This is a genomic window from Neisseria sp. P0019.S003, from assembly GCF_051957115.1.
Taxonomy (GTDB): Bacteria; Pseudomonadota; Gammaproteobacteria; order Burkholderiales; family Neisseriaceae; genus Neisseria; species Neisseria flavescens_D.
This window is the reverse complement of sequence record NZ_JBQCWT010000004.1, coordinates 194,056-214,159: the sequence shown is the minus strand read 5'-3', so window position 1 is coordinate 214,159 and position 20,104 is coordinate 194,056. Positions and strand designations below refer to the sequence as shown.

Annotated in this window: 21 protein-coding genes; 3 read left to right on the top strand and 18 right to left on the bottom strand. The window is 48.4% G+C overall.

The features are described 5' to 3' along the window. Window positions 1-134: 134 nt before the first annotated feature. The 14 genes from fabG to ACTHTS_RS08260 all read right to left on the bottom strand — a co-directional run bounded on the left by fabG (window position 135) and on the right by ACTHTS_RS08260 (window position 14,218). Entirely contained in the window at window positions 135-881 is a 747-nt protein-coding gene (gene fabG / locus ACTHTS_RS08325; protein ID WP_107724043.1) for a 3-oxoacyl-ACP reductase FabG, read from the bottom strand. A gap of 278 nt (window positions 882-1,159) precedes the next feature. Then, window positions 1,160-1,882, bottom strand: coding sequence for a hypothetical protein (locus tag ACTHTS_RS08320; protein ID WP_440369770.1), 723 nt, complete (start codon window positions 1,880-1,882; stop codon window positions 1,160-1,162). A gap of 327 nt (window positions 1,883-2,209) precedes the next feature. Continuing rightward, a complete protein-coding gene (locus tag ACTHTS_RS08315) occupies window positions 2,210-3,220 on the bottom strand; it encodes a hypothetical protein (RefSeq protein WP_440369769.1) in 1,011 nt (336 codons plus the stop codon). 97 nt (window positions 3,221-3,317) lie between these two features. Continuing rightward, window positions 3,318-4,466 (bottom strand): UDP-galactopyranose mutase, encoded by a 1,149-nt coding sequence (gene glf / locus ACTHTS_RS08310; RefSeq protein WP_440369768.1) that lies wholly within the window; start codon window positions 4,464-4,466, stop codon window positions 3,318-3,320. A 6-nt stretch (window positions 4,467-4,472) separates the two neighbouring features. Continuing rightward, complete coding sequence (locus tag ACTHTS_RS08305) at window positions 4,473-5,225, bottom strand: DUF4422 domain-containing protein (protein ID WP_440369767.1); 753 nt, start codon at window positions 5,223-5,225, stop codon at window positions 4,473-4,475. 5 nt (window positions 5,226-5,230) lie between these two features. Beyond that, on the bottom strand, window positions 5,231-7,015 hold the full coding sequence (locus tag ACTHTS_RS08300) for a glycosyltransferase family 2 protein (protein WP_440369766.1): 1,785 nt from the start codon (window positions 7,013-7,015) through the stop codon (window positions 5,231-5,233). Window positions 7,016-7,090: 75 nt separating this feature from the next. Then, a complete protein-coding gene (msbA, locus tag ACTHTS_RS08295; protein WP_440369765.1) occupies window positions 7,091-8,941 on the bottom strand; it encodes a lipid A export permease/ATP-binding protein MsbA in 1,851 nt (616 codons plus the stop codon). A 300-nt stretch (window positions 8,942-9,241) separates the two neighbouring features. Continuing rightward, entirely contained in the window at window positions 9,242-10,168 is a 927-nt protein-coding gene (gene fabD / locus ACTHTS_RS08290) for an ACP S-malonyltransferase (RefSeq protein ID WP_440369764.1), read from the bottom strand. A 9-nt stretch (window positions 10,169-10,177) separates the two neighbouring features. Next, window positions 10,178-10,462, bottom strand: a complete 285-nt coding sequence (locus ACTHTS_RS08285) for a DUF1294 domain-containing protein (RefSeq protein ID WP_440369763.1) — start codon at window positions 10,460-10,462, stop codon at window positions 10,178-10,180. 114 nt (window positions 10,463-10,576) lie between these two features. Beyond that, window positions 10,577-11,539, bottom strand: coding sequence for a beta-ketoacyl-ACP synthase III (locus tag ACTHTS_RS08280; protein ID WP_440369762.1), 963 nt, complete (start codon window positions 11,537-11,539; stop codon window positions 10,577-10,579). Window positions 11,540-11,691: 152 nt separating this feature from the next. Further along, complete coding sequence (gene plsX / locus ACTHTS_RS08275; protein WP_440369761.1) at window positions 11,692-12,762, bottom strand: phosphate acyltransferase PlsX; 1,071 nt, start codon at window positions 12,760-12,762, stop codon at window positions 11,692-11,694. A gap of 122 nt (window positions 12,763-12,884) precedes the next feature. Next, window positions 12,885-13,409, bottom strand: coding sequence for a phosphoribosyltransferase (locus tag ACTHTS_RS08270; RefSeq protein ID WP_440369760.1), 525 nt, complete (start codon window positions 13,407-13,409; stop codon window positions 12,885-12,887). Window positions 13,410-13,501: 92 nt separating this feature from the next. After that, window positions 13,502-13,681: a 50S ribosomal protein L32 gene (gene rpmF, locus ACTHTS_RS08265; protein ID WP_002240035.1), complete on the bottom strand. Its 180-nt coding sequence runs from the start codon at window positions 13,679-13,681 to the stop codon at window positions 13,502-13,504. Window positions 13,682-13,714: 33 nt separating this feature from the next. Then, the gene (locus ACTHTS_RS08260) at window positions 13,715-14,218 is read right to left on the bottom strand and encodes a YceD family protein (RefSeq protein ID WP_004520416.1); all 504 of its coding nucleotides are present in this window, start codon (window positions 14,216-14,218) and stop codon (window positions 13,715-13,717) included. A 55-nt stretch (window positions 14,219-14,273) separates the two neighbouring features. On the opposite strand from ACTHTS_RS08260, the gene ACTHTS_RS08255 reads away from it, so the two are divergent. Further along, entirely contained in the window at window positions 14,274-14,864 is a 591-nt protein-coding gene (locus ACTHTS_RS08255) for a Maf family protein (RefSeq protein WP_440369759.1), read from the top strand. A gap of 54 nt (window positions 14,865-14,918) precedes the next feature. After that, window positions 14,919-15,629: an SAM-dependent methyltransferase gene (locus ACTHTS_RS08250; protein WP_440369758.1), complete on the top strand. Its 711-nt coding sequence runs from the start codon at window positions 14,919-14,921 to the stop codon at window positions 15,627-15,629. Between the two features lie 91 nt (window positions 15,630-15,720). Here ACTHTS_RS08250 and yidC read toward each other — a convergent pair whose 3' ends face one another. The 4 genes from yidC to rpmH form a co-directional block, all read right to left on the bottom strand. Further along, window positions 15,721-17,367 (bottom strand): membrane protein insertase YidC, encoded by a 1,647-nt coding sequence (gene yidC, locus ACTHTS_RS08245; protein WP_440369757.1) that lies wholly within the window; start codon window positions 17,365-17,367, stop codon window positions 15,721-15,723. A 118-nt stretch (window positions 17,368-17,485) separates the two neighbouring features. Further along, a complete protein-coding gene (gene yidD, locus ACTHTS_RS08240; RefSeq protein ID WP_003682178.1) occupies window positions 17,486-17,707 on the bottom strand; it encodes a membrane protein insertion efficiency factor YidD in 222 nt (73 codons plus the stop codon). Beyond that, the gene (gene rnpA / locus ACTHTS_RS08235; RefSeq protein ID WP_070460400.1) at window positions 17,704-18,045 is read right to left on the bottom strand and encodes a ribonuclease P protein component; all 342 of its coding nucleotides are present in this window, start codon (window positions 18,043-18,045) and stop codon (window positions 17,704-17,706) included. Before rnpA ends, yidD begins: the two co-directional genes overlap by 4 nt. Before the next feature lie 2 nt (window positions 18,046-18,047). Continuing rightward, on the bottom strand, window positions 18,048-18,182 hold the full coding sequence (rpmH, locus tag ACTHTS_RS08230; RefSeq protein ID WP_002214728.1) for a 50S ribosomal protein L34: 135 nt from the start codon (window positions 18,180-18,182) through the stop codon (window positions 18,048-18,050). A 319-nt stretch (window positions 18,183-18,501) separates the two neighbouring features. On the opposite strand from rpmH, the gene dnaA reads away from it, so the two are divergent. Next, window positions 18,502-20,070 carry a chromosomal replication initiator protein DnaA gene (gene dnaA / locus ACTHTS_RS08225; protein ID WP_440369756.1) on the top strand — a complete coding sequence of 523 codons (1,569 nt, stop codon included), beginning with the start codon at window positions 18,502-18,504 and terminating at the stop codon, window positions 20,068-20,070. The last annotated feature ends 34 nt before the right edge of the window (window positions 20,071-20,104 follow it).

Sequence of the window (20,104 nt, the reverse complement as noted above, 5' to 3'; positions counted from 1 at the left end):
GTGGGAAACGGTCGATGTGTTTGGCAATCATGGCTTGGGCGGTTTGCTGAAAGAAGGTGCTCATGGAAAATCCCCTAAATGTCTTGATGGGAATTTAGGGGATTTTGGGGAATTTTGCAAAGGTCTCAAATGGTTTAAGGCATCAACATGCCGCCGTTGACATGAAGTGTCTGACCGGTAATGTATTTTGCCTGATCAGAAGCCAAGAACAAGACTGCATCGGCAATATCTTGCGCTTCACCGAATTTGCCCAAAGAAGTTTGCGCTTCAAAGGTTTTGCGGGTTTCTTCCGGCAGGGCTCGGGTCATATCGGTGTCGATAAAGCCGGGGGCGACGCAGTTGACGGTAATGCCGCGGCTGCCGACTTCACGTGCCATAGATTTGGAGAAGCCGATTAAGCCTGCTTTTGCCGCCGCATAGTTGGTTTGACCGGCATTGCCCATCACGCCGACAACGGATGTGATGTTGATAATGCGGCCGGTACGCTGTTTCATCATGCCGCGCAATACGGCTTTGGAGGCACGGAACACAGATTTGAGGTTGACCTGCATGATGTCGTCCCATTCTTCCTCTTTCATGCGCATCAGGAGGTTGTCACGGGTAATGCCGGCGTTGTTGACCAAAATATCCAGTTTGCCGAATTCTTTTTCGATGTCGGCAATCAGGTTTTCGATGGTTTCAGGTTCAGCAGAATTCAATGCACGGCCTTCGCCGCCCCACTGTGCCAAGCGTTCGCTGATTGCAGCCGCACCGCTCTCACTGGTGGCTGTACCGATAACTTTTGCACCGGCCGCAGCCAAAGTATCGGCAATCGCCGCACCAATACCGCGCGATGCGCCGGTTACTAAAGCGATTTTGCCGCTCAAATCTTGTGTACTCATGTTTTGTTTCCTTGTTTCGAAGAATGGAGTCTGTTTATTTCAGACGACCTTATAGCATAAATAGTGTGATGAATCTAATTTTTAAGGTCGTCTGAAATAAAATAAGAAGCCTCCGTATTGTCATTCCCGCGCAGGTGGGAATCCCGATCTTAATCTTTCAGAGATGTTTAGGGATTACCGTAATCTCAAATCTCTAGATTCCCGCCTGCGCGAGAATGACGATGCGGGCATTCCTATTTTAATCTTCTATATCGGCAAATTTCAGACGATCTCTCCGTTTATTCGGGCAGGGTGATTTTTTGATGGGGCGGGATGTCCAGAATATAGCGCAACCAGTTGCCGAAACTGTATTTTTGGTAGATTTCGGGCGGCAGTTCACAGTAGGGTTTGGCGACAAATTCTGCCAAATCGTCCAAACTCTTACCGTCCCAAACGAAGATATTGTTGGGGTGATAAAAATCGTATTTTTTGATTTCGGTGTTGGTGGTAATTAATTTTTTGCGGTAGCCGAGGGCTTCGAAGGGGCGGAGAGAGAGGCCGTTGTGAACGGGCGTTTTGAAATCTATCAGGATTTTTGCCTGTTTAGCGGCTTCGAGGTTGTCTGCGAAACTTCTGACACCGATGAAGATTTTTATGTTTTCCGTAGGATAAAAACGGCGGAGGGTATCGACGTCGGTATTTATACTGCCGATATTGAAGTCAAGTTTCCAGCCCAACGTTTCAGCTGCTTTGCCAAAAGCAGAAATAATCGGGGCGCGGTCAGGTATATGCCAACCGATAAAATAGAAATCGTTGGGTGGGTTTTCGGGCAGGTTGACGTCGTGGTCGAAATAGAAATTGGTGGCTGGCAGGAAAGGATGTTTCGGATTTCGCATATCGGCGGGATCAAAAACGTAAATGCGGTCGAACCGGTCGGCGCAATCCCAAATAGCAGGGAAACGGTCGATGCCGTCCCATTGGTAGTTGATCATATTACCATGACGAGTATGGCGTTTAATCATATCTAAAAATTCAAGTGAAAAAACATCACCTCGAATAAACAAAGCGTAATCTGCTTTACTATGCATTATCAGTTTGTTTTTGACATCTCGCATTAACTGAGTGGATATAAGCTTCTTTTTTGCGTTTTTATCTCTCAGCACTAGTTGCCTGAATTTGACTTTCAAACGATCAGAAAGGGAAGGATAGCGGAAATTCAGATTATCCATGATGACGCTGATGACGTTGAAGCCGTGATGATTCAGAGCAGCTTCAATAACACGGTAAATTTGGTTGTCAGCGGGCATGCCCAGGATAATTGTTTTTTGTTCTGTCGGCATAGTATCTGTTTATACTTCGTCTGATATGTCGAGGATTCGGCGGACCCAGTTGCCGAAGGCGTATTTGGCTTTTATTTCTTCGGGAAGCGGATGGTAAGGCCGTCTGAAAAAGTCTTTCAATCCGTCAAGGCTTTCCCCGTCCCAAATGAAGATATTGTTGGGATGGTAGAAGTCGCATTCCGCTACTGCCTTATTGGTGGTAATCAGTTTTTTGTCGAAACACAGGGCATCGAATACACGGAAAGACAAGCCGTAATTTTCAAATTGGACAAAATCGACGACTGCCAGGCAGTTTTTGACTTTTTGCAGGTTTTGCTCGAAGCTCAGGATACTTTGTCGATTCAAATAGGTAATGCCGTCGTTGCCAAAAATTTTGCTTGCACGGTCGTCTTTGCAGTAGATGTAGAAATCCAACGGCAGTTCCAGTTGGCGTGCTTCATCAAGAAAAATGGAGGTTTGGTGTTCTCTGCCCGCCTCGTAGCCGCCTAAAAAATAAAGGCCCTCCGTTTTTCCATTTCCCTCAATCGGAAAATCGAAATAGAAATTGGTAGTCGCTTTGAAACGGTGTTGGGGGTATTTTCCCACATCGTTTTTATTGAACACCCAGCAGCGGTCAAAATAGAGCAAATATTCGATGATGTCAGGGAAACGGTCGATACCGTCCCATTGGTAGTTGACGCATACTTTGCTGTGTTCGCGGATGGCAGAAATGATTTCTTTGGGATAAATATTGGCGCGGATGCAAAGGGCGTAGTCTGCTTTGCCACTTCCCAAGGAAGCCAGTTTTTCTGTTATCTGCTTGCGGTAGCGGGAATATTTCAGTTTTTTCTTATAATCGCCATCTTTTTTAATGTATTTATGATATAAACTGAGAATACGGCAGCCTATGTGCGGATAGTATGAGTCCCTGTCGTCGTAACAGAGATTGATAACATTGAAGCCGTGGTAGCACAGGTTTTTTTCTATGCACTTGTCCAACCCGTACATATAGGGGACAGCAAGGATGATGGTTTTATTCATAATCAGGATGTAATGCTGTGAATCGTTAGTCTGTTTCAGACGACTTCATTTTATAGGACAGGTCGTCTGAAAACCGGTTTCAGACGACCTTGACGCTTTATTTATGGTAAAAACTTGCTAAAGGTTTAGCCGCATTCAAATCTTCAAGCATACGGCGGCTTAATTTCAAGGCTTCTTTAATGGTAACGTCCATATCCATATAGCGGTAGGTACCCAGGCGACCGGCGAAGGTTACGCCGTTTTCCTTTTCAGCAAGGGCGAAGTAGCCTTCCAGCAGGCCGGAAGAGCTGCTCAGGTTTACTGGATAGTAGGGGATGTCGTTCTCTCCGCACTCACGACTGAACTCTTTGAAATAGATGGTTTTTTCGTGTTCTTCCCAGGGGGTGAAGTGTTTGTGTTCGGCGATGCGGGTGTAGGGAATGTCGGCATTGCCGTAATTCATGACCGCACAGCCCTGGAAGTCGCCTTCAGCAGAGTGTTTTTCAAAGTCCAGCGTACGGTATGCCAAACGACCTTTCGCATATTGGAAGTATTCGTCCAACTTGCCCGTCCAAATAATGTGTTTACCTTCTGCCGCTTCTACGGAAAATGCTGTATTGAGAGATACTGAAATATTCGGATGGTTCAGGATGGATTGTACGACGACGGTATAGCCATCCTTGGGGATGGCCTGGAAGCGGTGTGCGAAATAATTGTCGTTGTAGTTGAAACGTACAGGCAGTCGTTTAAGAATGCTGGCGGGCAGCTCAATCGGGCTGCGTCCCCATTGTTTTTGGGTATAACCTTTGAAGAAGGCTTCGTATAAGTCTTTACCGATGAATTTCAGGGCTTGTTCTTCAAAGTTTTTCGGCTCGACAATCGAGTTATCAGCTATTTCAGTAATATGCTGGTACGCTTCTGCGGGCGAAAAGGCTTTTTGGTAAAACTGATTGATGGTATGCAGGTTGACGGGCAGAGAATAGACCTGATTGTTGTAGGTGGTTTTGACGCGGTTGGTATAGGGCATGAATTTGCCGTGTTTATTGACGTAGTTCCACACTTCTTCGTCATCGGTGTGGAAAATATGGGGGCCGTAAACGTGTTCCATTACGCCTGTTTCCTGATCGCGCTCGGTATGGCAGTTGCCCGCGATATGGCCGCGCTGGTCGATGACGGTGATTTTATGGCTGGCCTCTGCGAGTTCACGTGCGATGACAGCTCCGGTAAAACCTGCACCTACGATTAAGAATTCTGTTTTTTGAGTCATTATGGTTTACTCCAAAAAAGTAATATCTAAATATTGAATGTCCAAATCAGTAGCATGATGTCGGACATAAACGTTCAAAAGGCGTTCCGCCATAAACCCGAAAATGCGTCGCTGATAATTGTCGTAACCGCTAGTATCCAGCCGGTTGTACAAGTCAAACAAAATCTCAAACAGCCATGTGCAATAAGCATCGACAAAGGATTTATAAGCGATAAACATATTACAACAGCTCATTTGCGTATCGTTTTTAACTTTTCCCAAGGTTTCGGCATACGCTGGAAAAAGCCTGTTGATGGTTTTTTCCAACTCCAGCCAATCTTTTTTAAAATGGCAATCTTTGTATTGCTGATACACAGTCCGCTGTTTTTTAAACAGCTTGAGAATTCGCCGTTTACCAAAGCCTTGCGGTTTAGGCAAGAAAACCCGATTTTCAGACGACATCAATTCAGAAAGTCGGCTTACATCCAAAATCGGCTTATCCTTATGGATAATATTCATTTCAGGATGATTTAAATCGGCAAAATAGCGGCGATAATGCACTAAGCCGACTATGTCGGTACGGCAGTTTTTCCAAATCCAATACAGTACAGTCAACTCACAAAATTGGTTGTTCAGCATGGAAATATTTTCCCCTACATCGTCGCCATGTATCGTTAAGGCGTCGCCATGCAAAGCCCTTCCCGCAAAAATCGGGATGTAGCCCGATTTTTGCGGGAAACAGTAATCCGTATGGGTGGCGATGTATATCTTGCTACTCATCTGGTTTAGTCTTCCTTATAAATCTCGCGCCAGAACTGCTCGCTCGTCATATCAGGGACGGCTTTGGCGTACTGCTGATGTAGGGTATCGAATTTATCAGACAAATCCTTCAGCATCTTCTTCATCAAACTATATTCTCTAAAGAATAATTCTTTATTCATTTCTGCAACATAGCCGGTATGGGTCGGCTCGTATTCGTAAATGACTTTGCGGTAGCCGAAAATCTCCCGTGCATTGCCTTGAAAAGATTTGTGCTGGAAGATAGTACGGTTTTTTCGGTTGATTAGGTTTAATGCAAACTCAGGCAACCTGAAACCGTTGAGGGTGATTTTCCGCAGCCAGCGGTGCCACCGCTCCTCTTTTTTTGTTTTAAAACGATATTTGATATTCAATGATGCACGATCAATTGCAGTCAGTTTTTCAGACGGCAACAGACTGCCGATTTGTTGACGGACTTCCGCCATATCCATATTTTTCAAAAAGAAATCAGGTCCCTGCATAACGTGTTCTACGGCAATGCGGCAGGCTTGTGCGGAAGCATAGTTATATGAGAATAATTGCGACAGGATATAGTTTCTGGCCTGTTTCAATGCCAATTTTTTATTGTTTACTTGCACCGCATACAATAAGTGGTTCCGTGTATCCAAATATATTGGCATAGGTCCGCTCTTTAGTGCGAAATCCTCTCCCCAACAAGCAATACCATTGATGGTAACGATTGAAAATTCATTTCCTAACCCAAAACGGATGTCATCGCCACGGACAAAAATGGGGAAGGCATATTCTTTAACTTCGTTGATTTTAAATGCGAAGAACCACCAAGCTCCGTAATTTGGTGCAATATCGTTCAATTCGGCAAACAGCAAATCATGGACATGACGCATATCCATACCAGATTTTAACGGGTGGCATGATCCATCGAATACAGCACCTTTTTCAAACAGGCGAAAAGGTTCGATTTCACGCAATAGCGCGCCAGAAACTGCCAACCGCTCAACTTTGCCGTAGCTCAGTATATTGTAAGCGCGTTTGATAGAATCAATTTCGCAAGATGCATCATCATCCATAAACAGGCAGTGTGTAAAATCCTGACAATCTTTCAAATGCAACAAGCCGCGGGTAAAGCCGCCAGAACCGCCAAGGTTTTTATTCGGAATAACGGTAATGCCGTCCGTTTTGCCCGTCAGTTCTTCTGCTGTAATATTTTGTGAATTATCGACAATAATCAGCTCTACTTTTCCCTTGAAGACGGGGTCGGTCAGTAACTCATCATGAATACGTGAAACGGCAGGCAATACCCATTGTTTGCGGTTGAAGTGGGTAACGACAATACCCAGCTTAATATCCTGTTGAGGACGGGTTTCGGTCGCCCAAAAACCTTTTTCCAACCTACCTTCACCCAATGCCTGTACAGTAAAGAACAACATACCAGAATCCAGTTTTTGCCAATCGCTGACTTCAATATGCTCCATCTGACCATTTTTTAATGCGATGACTTTTTCATCCAACCAGTAGGAGGCGTATCCAATACGGTGTATGCCGATACGTATCAGGAACTCACCTTCACCTTGCAGATATAGTTTCAAATCATCGATTTTACAGTTCTTTTGCCAAGGTTGTACGGACAGGCTATTGAAGTAAGTGTCAAAGCTGACCTTCCCGCCGTTTTGAAAGATTAACGTTTTACTGTTTAAAGAGGCATAAACTTTTTCATTGCTCAATCGGACATACATCTCTTCCGGGGCATGAAAAGTCATATGAGGGAAGATGATATTTTGTAGGACGTTCATAGTATTTCCTGTTTTTTAAGTTATAAGATGCGCTGTTTTTATTGCTTCGCCGCTCTTTGACGGCTGTTTGTGAAATTATTTGTCTAATTTCGGCATATTACGCAGCATGGCATAGTAACCGTTTTGCGCCATCAATTCATCGTGTGAACCTTGCTCAACTATATGCCCGTCGTCCATAACAATAATGCGGTCGGCTTGTTCGACAGTAGTCAGTCGGTGGGCGACGATGATGCTGGTGCGGTTTTCCATCAGGCGTTCGAGGGCTTGCTGTACAAGGCGTTCGGATTCGTTATCCAGCGCGCTGGTGGCTTCGTCCAAAAGTAAGATAGGGGCATCTTTCAGAATGGCGCGGGCAATGGCGACACGTTGACGCTGACCACCGGAGAGTTGGTTGCCGTTTGCACCTATCTGTTGGTTCAAACCATGCGGCGAGCTTTCAACCAAATCTTGCAAATTCGCGGCTTTGAGGGCTGCCAATACTTCTTCTTCAGTGGCATCGGGACGGCTGTAACGGACGTTTTCCAAAAGCATGCCTTCAAACAAAAAGACATCTTGGGAAACAAGGGCAAATTGGGAGCGCAGGTTGTCGAGTTTGATGTCTTCGATATTCACATCATCCAAATAAACCGCGCCCGAGCTTGGTTCGACAAAACGCGGAAGCAGGTTGACGACGGTGGATTTACCGCTGCCTGAGCGACCGACCAAAGCAACGCGTTCACCTTGGCGGATGTCGAGGTTGAAGCCGTCCAAGGCTTTTTTACCGTCTGCGTGGTAGCGGACATCGACGTTATCAAATTTCAGACGACCTTCGACATTGGTCAGGATTTTTGTACCGTTATCTTTTTCAGGCTTGGTATCGAGGAATTGGCAAACGGCATCAGAAGCAATAAACATGGTCTGCATAGGGATGCTGATGTTCGCCAAGTTTTTAATCGGGCTGAGCATTTGCAACATAGCAACGATAAATGCCATAAATTCGCCGATGGTGGTATGCCCCTGCTGACTCTGCCAAAGGGCAATAAAGATAACGACGGCCAAAGCAAACGAAGCAATCAGTTCGCTGAACGGGGAACGTGCCGCAGTCGCTTGAGTGATTTTTTTACCGAGACGGACGATGGTGTCGTTGACAGCGGTGAAGCGTTCGGCAGCCTGACGTTGGCCGCCGAAGAGTTTGACCACGCGGTGTCCTTGATGGACTTCGTTGACGACATTGTTCATGGTGCCGATACTGAGTTGCGCTCCCGCAATAATGTCTTTCAGACGATTACGGTAATAGCGGGACAACAAAGACAGCAACGGGAACATCAGGGCGACGACCAAGCTGAGCTGCCAGTTCAAATACAGCAGGACGCAGACCAAACCGATGACAATCATGGTATCGCGGGTCAGTACGATAAAAACATTGCTGGCGTTGCTGATGGATGATTCCGCCATTTGCACCATGTTCATCAAAACTGTGCCGGAAGGGGTTTCCTGATGGAATTTGGAAGAGAGTTGCAGCATTTTGGCAAACATATCGTGACGCAGATGGCTGATTGCCATGACGGAAACCCAAGTCAGCAAATATGTGCTGACATAGCGGCTGATGCCTCGAATGATGACCAAAAAGATAAAAAATACAGGCACAACCCAGACTTTGTTGGGAGTACCCCAAATCAGGTAGGTAAATTGGTCTTTACAGTTTTGCAGTGTGGCGACGATGCCGCCTGTGGTATTGAGTTCGGGTGGTGCAGAAGGCGGGGCGAAGCCTTGGTTGACCAGTGGGGCAATGAAGGCGGCAAGATAGCTTTCGGTAGCGGCAACGCCGAAGATAGCAATTAAAGCAAAAATAATGCGGGTCTTATAAGGGCGAATATAAGCCATCAAGCGCATGAAGCTGCGAGAATCTTCTTGGGTAAATAGGCCGAAGGTCAGTTTTTCTATCATTGGCTTGGTATTCCGGTGCTATGTAGATTAAATTTTGTTAATCTATCGGATTAGTAAGGCTTAGTGATTATATCGCAATGAAGATGCTGGTGTGACGAAATTACTGTTTTGGGATAAAAAAGATTTTTCTTTCTATAAAATTTTTTCAGACAACCTTAAATATTTAAAAAACTAATGCTAAGTTGAAATAGAAAAAGTGTCCTTCTGTTACCATTCACTCCCCTATTTCAACACAACTGAAAGGCATTAAAAACGACCTTTCATTAAGAAAGGTCGTTTGGAACATGAAAGGCTGCAAGCTTACTGGGCTTCGATAAATGCCGCCACTTGGTCGGCATTGGTCAATGCGCTGCACGCGGCTTCTTTATTGATGCGTTTGGCGAGGCCTGCGAGGACTTTGCCAGGGCCACATTCGGCTGATTCGGTGATGCCTTCGGAAACAAGCGCGTTAACGGTTTCTGTCCAGCGCACCGGGCTGTACAGTTGGCGTACCAGGGCATCTTTGATTTTGTCGGCATCATCGTAAGAGGCAACATCGGCGTTATGGATGACACGGATTTGCGGTTGTTTGATGGTGATGTCTTTCAGTGCTTCGGCAAGTTTTTCCGCTGCAGGCTTCATGAGGCTGCAATGTGAAGGAACAGAAACGGGCAGCGGCAGGGCGCGTTTGGCTCCGGCTTCTTTGGCGGCGGCCATGGCGCGTTCGACTGCGGCGGTATTGCCGGCAATCACGACTTGGCCGGGGGAGTTGAAGTTGACGGCTTCAACGACTTCGCCTTGTGCAGCTTCGGCACAAATGGCTTTTACTTGTTCATCTTCCAAACCCAAAATAGCGGCCATTGCGCCTACGCCTTGCGGTACGGCAGATTGCATAAGTTCGGCGCGCAGACGGACCAGTTTGACCGCGTCTGCGAAATTCAATGCGCCGGCAGCGACGAGGGCAGTGTATTCGCCGAGACTGTGACCTGCAACGACTGAAGGGATTTTACCACCGGCTTCCAAGTAGGCGCGGTAGGTGGCAATACCGGCAGCCAGCATGATGGGCTGGGTGTTGACGGTTTGTCCGATTAATTCGGCATCTTCGCCGTTAATCATTGCCCACAGGTCTTGACCCAATACGGCGGAAGCTTCGTCAAATGTGGCTTTAACGATGGCTTGCTCGGCAAAGCCGTTCATCATGCCTAGGCTTTGTGAGCCTTGTCCGGGGAAGAAGAATGCGAAAGACATGGTAATTCCTTATTGGTTTGAATGTTTGAGGGTGTCTGCCAGCAGAAGGAGGGTGGCGACAGTATTGGTTGCGGCGGTCAGTCGGAAGGTGCGGACAAAACTGAGTTTGCTGGTTTTGTGCCTGAATGCGAGGCTGCCGCAATAACCGCCCGGCCAGCCGCCAAGCAGATTGAGCAGATGCAATTTTGCTTCGGGTATGCGTCTGCCGTGGTTGCATGCGCGCTGTTTGTCTAGGTAGTAAAGCAGGAAAACGTATGCGCTCAGTGCAAGATAGGCGATTGCCAGTTTAGGCAATATTACAGCCGTTATGCTTAAAAACAGGCTACTGATACAGAGTGCAAACGTTAGAGATTCCATGGGTTTGAGCAGAATAGGCCGTCTGAAAAGGATGTTCAGACGGCCTAACCGTTAGTATTTCACCAAAACCGCACCCCAGGCAAAACCGCCGCCGATACCTTCGAGCAAGAGATTTTGTCCGCGTTTGATTTGGCCGTTTTTAATACCGACATCCAGTGCCAGTGGAATGGAGGCGGCGGAAGTGTTGCCGTGGTCTTGGACGGTCAAGATCACTTTGTCCATGCTCAAGCCCAAGTGTTTGGCGGTAGAGTCGATAATGCGCTTATTGGCTTGGTGCGGCACAATCCAATCGATTTGATCGGCGGTGTAACCGGCTTCTTCGATAACGTCATCGGCGATTTTGGACAGCATTTTGACGGCAAACTTGAATACGCCGGGGCCGTCCATGCTGATGTAGGGCGAACCGCAAATCTGGCCGTTGGCGATTTGTCCGGGGACGTTCAAAAGGTCGAGGTAGTTGCCGTCGGCTTTGAGTTTGCTGTGGATGATGCCCGGTTCGTCAGATGCGCTTAAGACAACCGCGCCAGCACCGTCACCAAAGAGGACGCAGGTGGTACGGTCGTTCCAATCGACGATGCGGCTGAAGGTTTCCGCGCCGATAACCAAAGCGTTTTTTGCCATGCCGCTTTTAATGTAGGCATTGGCAGTGGTCAGGGCATACATAAAACCGGCGCACACGGCTTGTACGTCAAAGGCAGGGCAGCCGTTGGCAATACCCAATTTTTGCTGCACGATGGTTGCCGTAGAAGGGAATTGCATATCGGGAGTGGCTGTGGCGACGATAATCAGATCGATATCGTCAGCCTGCAAATCGGCATCTGCCAAGGCGCGGCGCGCTGACTCGGCGGCCAAGTCGCTGGTTTTTTCGCTGTCGTCTGCAATATGGCGAAATTTGATACCTGTACGCGTGGTAATCCACTCGTCGGAAGTGTCCACTTTTTTGGCAAGGTCGTCATTGCTGACGCGGTTGGCAGGAAGGTAGCTGCCTGTACCGGAAATTTTGGCATATTGCATGAGAACGGCCTTTTTAGAGAGTTGATTCAGATAGTCGGGTATTGTAAGCGAAAATGGGAAAATTCCCAATATTAAGAATGAAGTCGGTGATTAAAGATAAAAACAGGCCGTCTGAACATTGTGAAGTTTCAGACGGCCTGTATATATCAGCCTTAAGCTTCCGTTGTTGGAGTAGCGGTTTCTTCCAGTTCGGCTGCTGCTTTGGCGGCTTCCAAAGCAGCCAACTGGGTGGCTACGCCTTGTTCGATTTGAGCGAGGCCGGCAGATTTGGCTTCGTGGTAGGCTTCTTCCAAAGCATAACGGAAGCCGATTTCGTCGGTTCCGCCGTGGCTCTTAATCACAATACCGCGTAAACCAAGCAGAATAGCGCCGTTAAATTTGCGCGGATCCAATTTGCCTTTCAGACCTTTGAGTGCGGGCAGGGCGGCAATAGCGGCAAGTTTGTTGAACAGGGTGCTTTGGAATTCGCGTCGGATGGCGCCGCTCATGAATTTAACCGCGCCTTCGATGGTTTTGAGCATAACGTTGCCGACAAACCCGTCAGCGACAATGACATCGGCTTCGCCATACAAAACGCTGTTGCTTTCGATATTGCCGATAAAGTTGAGTTTGCTGCTGCTCAACAGTTTAAAGGTTTGTTTGACGGCATCCGTACCTTTGATGTCTTCTGTGCCGACGTTCAAAAGGGCGACGCGCGGGCTGCCTTTTTCAGGGTGTAACGCGTGTACCAGCTCGCTGCCGATGATGGCAAATTGAACCAGTTGTTCGGGAGTGCAGTCAACGTTGGCACCCAAATCCAAAGCCAAAGTAACGTGTTCGCTGTCGGATGGCAGGAATTTGGCGATGGCAGGACGCTCAATGCCGGGAATGGTTTTGAGGACGAATCGGGCGGTCGCCATCAGTGCGCCGGTATTGCCTGCCGATACGGCGGCTTGCGCGTTGCCTTCTTTAACTTGGTTGATGGCGATGCGCATGGATGATTCTTTTTTATTTTTCAGCGCAGATTGCGGCGCTTCATCCATTTCGACGACTTGCGCTGCATGGCAGACGGTAATGCGGTCCATAGGTGCGCCTGCCGAGCTTAATGCTTGGCGGACTGCTGCTTCATCTCCGACCATAATCAGATGTACGTCGGATTGTTGTTTCAGGAAATCCACTGCACCGGGGACGGTAATCGCAAGGCCTGCATCTCCGCCCATGGCATCTACGGCCAGTGTAATCATGTTGTTCTCCGGTTTGTGTGTTTCAGACGGCCTCAGACAATAGGACAAGCACACTCATCTGATTTTCAGGAGATTGAATTGAAAATCAGATGAAAAGGCTTGTTGCGACGGTCGTGCCAGATTTATTGGTTTTGCGCGGCCAATTTGTTGTGTTCGTCGATGTCCAGCGCGTCCCAAGGATAGTTGATCCACCAGTCTTCCACGGTAATTCCGCTGAAATAAGGGATGCCTTCGGGAATCTTGCCGACTTTGGCTTTGATTTTTTCATGCAATACTGCCACGCCGACAGTACCGAAATCTTCTTTCAGCAATTCGTTCAGGCAGAATTCCATGGTAACGCGGCTGTCGTCCACTTCGTCAACGACCAGTACGTTTTTGCCTTTCAGTGTATCTGGAACGGGATCAAGCCATTGGACTTTTTTCACTTCCTCTGTAACTTGACCTTCGTTATCGCTGTCGTAGTAGGCTGTGGTGACGGCGTAAATCGGAATTTCCAAGAAGCAGCGCAACATGCGGGCAGGGATAAAACCGCCGCCGCCAATAGCAATCATGGCATCGTATTTGGTGCCGGAGTTTTGGATTTTTTCCGCCAATCCTTTGATTACGCGGTGGATGTCGTCGTAGGTGTACCAGATTTTACGTTTCATGGTGTGCTTCCGAAGAGGAAAATACAGGGTGCAATGCAAAAAAGCCAGTCATTGCATGGCAATATTCTGGCTTTTTCAGTCAGACGAACGGATTATTCGCCTTTAGCTTTTACCACTTTACGGCCACGGTACATACCGTTTGGAGAAATGTGGTGTGGACGATGTACTTCGCCGGTTGCGCTGTCAACAGACAGAGAAGGCGCAGTCAGAGCGTCGTGTGAACGGTGCATACCGCGTTTAGAAGGGGATTTTTTGTTTTGTTGAACGGCCATTTCAAGCTCCTAGATAAATAAACTGTGTCCTAATTAACTGCTTTTCAAACCTGCTAAAACAGCGAAGGGGTTTGGTTTGTCCCGATTGACTTCGTCCAGTGTTCCATTGTTGCCGCAGTCTTCATGTCGAGGGGAGAAAGGGAGCGACATCAGGATTTGGTCTTCAACCAGAGTCCGCACGTCAAGCTCTTTTTCGAGCAGCATGCCTTCCAATTCTTCATCGGCAAGCATGGCTTCGTCCAAACTCTCTTCATCGGCAAACAGGACGATACGGCTGGTTTCATCGAGTAGAAACGGCATGGGCGTAATGCAACGCTGGCAAATCAGGGGCATGTCAGCTTTGACGTTTAAATCGAGAAACAGACGTTGCAGCCGGTCGCGACCGCCTTGCAGCGTAAACGACACGCGTGTCTGTTTGTCGGCCGGGTAATCGTGCGAACTGACTCGTTCATCCAATTCTTCGAGCAGGAAGCTGCCTTGCAGATTCTGCCCTTCGGCGGCGAAAACTTCTGGGTCAATCAAATTAGGGTATGACATAAACGGAGTATGATATAATTTCGGCAGTCTAACGTCAATGTTTTTAAGTAAAAATATGGAAGTAAAACTGCCTTTGGTTTTAGGGTCGAGTTCGGTTTTCCGCTGCGGACAGCTTCGCCGTTTGGGTGTCGATTTTCAGACGGCATCGCCTGATTTTGACGAAACGCCTATTGCGGGCGAGCATGCAGGCGAGACGGCGCTGCGTTTGGCGGAAGGCAAAGCCCGTTCATTGGCGGCAACTTTCCCTGCCGCGCTGATTATCGGCGCAGACCAAGTCGCATGGTGCGAAGGACGGCAGTTGGGCAAGCCGATGAACGTCGCAAATGCACAACAGATGCTGGCGGACTTGAGCGGAAAACGGATTGAATTTTACAGCGCAATCGTGCTTTTGAATACTGCTACGGGCAAGGTTCAGCATCATGTTGATCGTACGGTGGTTGTCATGCGACAGTTGGCGCAGGCGCAAATCAGCCGATATTTGGAACGCGAGCCGGATGCGGTTTATTGTGCCGGTGCGGCGAAGAGCGAGGGTTTGGGCGCCGCTTTGTTGGAGCGGATTGAAAGTACGGATCCGAATGCTTTAATCGGCCTTCCGATTTTCCGTCTGATTGATTTTTTGAAAAACGAAGGTGTGGAAGTTTTATAGTTTGAGGCCGTCTGAATGTGTTCAGACGGCCTGATATTTTTTGGAGTTGCAAGAATGAAACCGATTTTGTATTTGATTCCTACCCCTTTGGGTGCGCCTGATACGCCATGCCTGTTGCCGCATGAACAACAGGCGATTGTCGGGTTGACGGATTTTGTTGTGGAAGCGGAAAAAACAGCGCGTGCGCATTTGAAACATTTGGGCGTGACTACGCCTATCCGTGAGCTGAATCTGCAAACGCTGAATGAACACACGGATTTGAAGACTTTGCCGGAACTGCTGAAACCTTTGCAAGAAGGGCGCAGTATGGGCATTGTCAGCGAGGCAGGTTGTCCGGCTGTTGCCGATCCGGGCGCGAATTTGGTGGCGTTGGTGCATAAACACGGTTTTGAAGTACGGCCTTTGGTCGGCCCGTCCAGCTTGTTGCTGGCGCTGATGGCTTCGGGTGCAAATGGGCAAAACTTTGCGTTTAAGGGTTATTTGCCGTCTGAAAAAAATGAGCGGATTCAGAGTTTGAAGGCTTTGGAGCAACGTTCGCGCCAGCAGAATGAAACGCAGCTGTTTATCGAAACGCCGTATCGCAACGATGCGTTGTTGGCTGATGCGGTGGAAAACCTGCATCCTGAAATGCGGTTGTGCGTGGCTACGGACTTAACCTTGCCGACACAGGAAATCATCAGCCAGACGATTGCGCAGTGGCGAAAAAGAAAAGAAATGCCGAATTTGAAAAAACGCCCGACGATTTTTGTGCTTCATGCTGCTTAAAACTGGATTGGGTTCAATCTCAAACTGTATTTGAGGAAATAAAAAAAGGCCGTCTGAACAACAGACGGCCTTTGTATTGCCTACACCTTTATCAAGAAACGACTTCGCCTTGGGCGCGTTGTTTTTCGATGCTGCGGTTGATGTGCCATTGTTGGGCGATGGTCAAGAGGTTGTTGACTACCCAGTACAGAACCAAACCGGCAGGGAAGAAGAAGAACATGATGGAGAAAACCAAAGGCATGATTTTCATCATTTTCGCCTGCATTGGGTCGGTTGACGGCGGATTCAGATAAGTTTGTGCAAACATGGTTACCGCCATAATCAAAGGCAGGATGTAGAAAGGATCCGGACGGCTCAAGTCGGTAATCCAACCCAACCAAGGCGCTTGGCGCAATTCTACGGAGGCGAACAATGCCCAGTACAGACCGATGAAGACGGGGATTTGCAACAGCATAGGCAGACAGCCGCCCAGCGGATTGATTTTCTCGTCTTTGTAAAGTTGCATCATGGCTTGTTGCTGCGCCATGCGGTCATCGCCGTATTTCTCTTTGATGGCTTGCAATTTAGGTGCGGCGGCACGCATTTTTGCCATAGAGCGGTAAGAGGCGTTGGTCAATGGATACAGTACGGCTTTGACGATGATGGTCAAAACGATGATTGCCCAGCCCCAGTTGCCGATGATGTTGTGCAGTTGGTTCAAGAGCCAGAAGAGCGGGGAGGCGAACCAGTGTACTTTGCCGTAGTCTTTGGCCAGTTGCAGTTTGTCGGCGATATTGGCGATAACGGAAGTGGTTTGCGGACCGGCATACAGGTTGATGGCGGTTTCAGCTTTCGCACCGGCTTGGATGGCGGCTAAAGGCACGCTGACGCTTGCGCTGTACAGGTTGTCGTTGCGACGTTTGATGTCGATACGGCAGTCGCCTGCGGTGCAAACGCTTTGGCCGTCTTTAGGCTGCAAAATCCAAGTGGACATGAAGTGGTGTTCAATCATGCCGAGCCAGCCAGTCGGGGTTTTGCGGATGTATTCGGCTTCGGATTTGCCGGATTTGGCATCGTCGTCCAAATCAGAGAAGCTGACTTTTTGGAAGCCGCCTTCAGGGGTGTAAACAACAGGGCCGACGTAAGAACGGGTGAAGTAACCTTGGCCTTCGGGTTCGCTGTGGTCGCGGACGATGCGGTAGTCTGCGCTCAGGTTGACAGGTTGGCCTTTACTGTTGGTGATGTCGAAACGGACGTTAACCAAGTAGCTGCCTTTGGTGAAAGTATAAACTTTGTCGATTTTCAGGCCGTTGGTTTCAGGTGCGCTCAGGCGGACTTCAACTTTGTCGCCTTCCAAACTGTATTGTTTTTGCGGAGCGGTAAAGCTGATGCCTTTTAGTACGTTGTTGCCTTGTGCGTCCAAAAGCTCGGATTGGGCAACGTAGGTGTATTCCTTGCCGTCGTTAAACAGGACGAAAGGTTTGTGTTCGTCACCGGTTGCTTTGTATTGCAAGAGGGTCAGCTGGCGCAGGTCGCCGCTTTTCTCATCAATGACGGCTTTAACCGTGTCTGTGGTAACGGTAATAGGAGAGGCCGGGGCTAGCGCGGCTTCGGCAGCGGCTTTTGCCGGAGTAGCAGCCGTTTGCTGTTGCGCGGCTTGTTGCGCCGGATTAGGTTTGGGGCTGGGGAAAAAATGTTCCCAGCCGGCAAAGATTGCCACTGAAATGGCAAAAAACGCCATTAGTCTTTTAAAATCCATAAGAGATTCCTGGAATTGACGGATAGGTAATCGAGATGAAAACTGCTTCAGACGGCATTATATAGAAACCGACGGGAAATTAAAGGAAATCGTGTTCTTTAAATGGTTGACAGCAGCATTATGGAACAGGGTCATGGCCGTGTCCGCCGAAAGGATGGCATCGTGCGATGCGTTTGATTGCCAGCCATCCGCCTTTGAATGCGCCGTATTTTTTGACGGCTTCGACTGCGTATTGTGAACAGGTCGGGGTATAGCGGCAGCGCGGCGGAATGAGGGGGCTGATGCAGTATTGGTAAAAGCGGATGAGTGCAAGGAGGAGCTTGGAAAGCAGGGTATTCATCGGCGTTTTTTCATCAGCTGGGCAAGTTGGCTTCGGGCTTCTGGGGCAGTTTCCCGATTAAACGCCTGACGCACGCGCACAACAAAATCATGCGGCGGCAGCTGGTGTTGATTCAGCCTGAACCAGTCGCGGATGACACGCTTCATATAATTGCGGTCATGGGCGCGTTTGGCGGTCTTTTTGCTGACAACCAAACCAAGGCGCGGATGGCCGAGCGCGTTGTCTGCGGACTGGGAGACTTGCAGCAAATCGCGGCTGCGTCGGTTTTTCAACGCAAAAACGGATGAAAAATCATCCGTTTTTAATAAGCGATACTGCTTCGAGAAGCCGTAATTCAAAATTATACAGCCAGGCGTTTGCGGCCTTTGGCGCGACGGGCAGCCAATACTGCGCGACCACCGCGGGTTTTGGAGCGAACCAAGAAGCCGTGGGTGCGTTTGCGTTTGGTAACGGAAGGTTGATAAGTGCGTTTCATGATGTTTCCTAAAAATTGGTAGATAATTAAACCGTGAATTACACTCCAATTTGCCGCTTTTGTCAATCAATATAAAAACTTTTCGTTGGCTAAAGTGTGACAACGGGTTTTATGCATTGATAGAATTTGTGGATAAAATTTTGCGGCGGTTGTGGATAAAAAAGAGCGGAATGGGTATAATCGCCCAACCTTGTCTTTCTCTGTGCGCAAGGCCGTATGAAAGCAGCGGGAGTATCGTAAAAATTTGATTTTTATCAGATTGCCTGTCTGCTCTGCCTTCTTGTATTTCCCAAGTCTTCCATTTTCCGAGCTTAATCTCATGACGTTAGCTGAATTTTGGCCGCTGTGCCTTTGCCGCCTTCACGAAATGTTGCCTGCCGGGCAGTTTGCGCAATGGATTGCGCCTTTGACCGTGGGTGAAGAAAACGGCGTATGGGTGGTGTATGGTAAAAACCAATTTGCCTGCAATATGCTCAAAAGCCAGTTTGCCGCCAAAATTGACGCCGTGCGTGCCGAATTGGTGCCTCAGCAGGCTGCGTTTGCGTTTAAGCCGGGCGTAGGTGCGCATTATGAAATGGCGGCTCAGGTTGTTGCGCCGGTGCAAGTGCAAGAAGTCATTGAAGTTGAAGAATTTGTAGAGCCTGTTCAAATGCCTTTGCAAACTGCTGCGGCAGTGGAAGAAGATAGGCCGTCTGAAACGGTTTCCAAGCCTGCCACTGCCATGACGGCTGCCGAGATTTTGGCACAACGCATGAAAAACCTGCCGCATGAGCCTCAAGTGCAAACTGCCGCTCCGGCTGAGTCTAAAGCAGTTGCCAAAGCCAAAACCGACGCGCAACAGGATGCGGAAGAAGCGCGCTACGAACAGACCAATCTGTCGCGCGACTATACATTTGAAACCTTGGTGGAAGGTAAGGGCAACCGCCTTGCCGCCGCAGCCGCCCAGGCTATTGCTGAAAATCCGGGGCAGGGCTACAACCCGTTTTTCTTATACGGCAGTACCGGTTTGGGTAAAACCCACTTGGTGCAAGCCATCGGCAACGAATTGTTGAAAAACCGTCCTGATGCCAAAGTGCGCTATATGCACTCGGACGACTATATCCGCAGCTTTATGAAGGCTGTGCGCAACAACACTTATGATGTATTCAAGCAACAATACAAACAATATGACCTGCTGATTATCGACGATATTCAGTTCATCAAAGGCAAAGACCGTACGATGGAAGAATTCTTCTATCTGTACAACCATTTTCACAACGAGAAAAAACAGCTGATTCTGACGTGCGACGTATTACCTGCCAAAATCGAGGGCATGGACGACCGTCTCAAATCTCGTTTCTCATGGGGTTTGACGTTGGAACTCGAGCCGCCCGAATTGGAAATGCGCGTGGCGATTTTGCAGAAAAAGGCAGAAGCAGCCGGTATCAGTATCGAAGACGAAGCCGCATTGTTTATCGCCAATCTGATCCGCTCCAATGTGCGTGAGCTGGAAGGCGCGTTCAACCGTGTCAGCGCCAGCAGCCGTTTTATGAACCGTCCTGTCATCGACATGGATTTGGCGCGTACGGCTTTGCAGGATATTATTGCCGAGAAACACAAAGTCATTACCGCCGACATTATCATCGATGCGACAGCTAAATACTACCGTATTAAAATCAGCGATATATTGGGCAAAAAACGCACGCGCAACATTGCCCGTCCGCGCCAAGTTGCCATGAGCCTGACTAAAGAGCTGACTACGCTCAGCCTGCCTTCTATCGGCGATGCCTTTGGCGGCCGTGACCACACGACCGTGATGCACGGTGTCAAAGCAGTGGCGAAATTGCGTGAAGAAGATCCCGAATTGGCACAAGACTACGAGAAACTGCTGATTTTGATTCAGAACTGACCTAATGCAATTTCAGACGGCCTGATGTCAATAT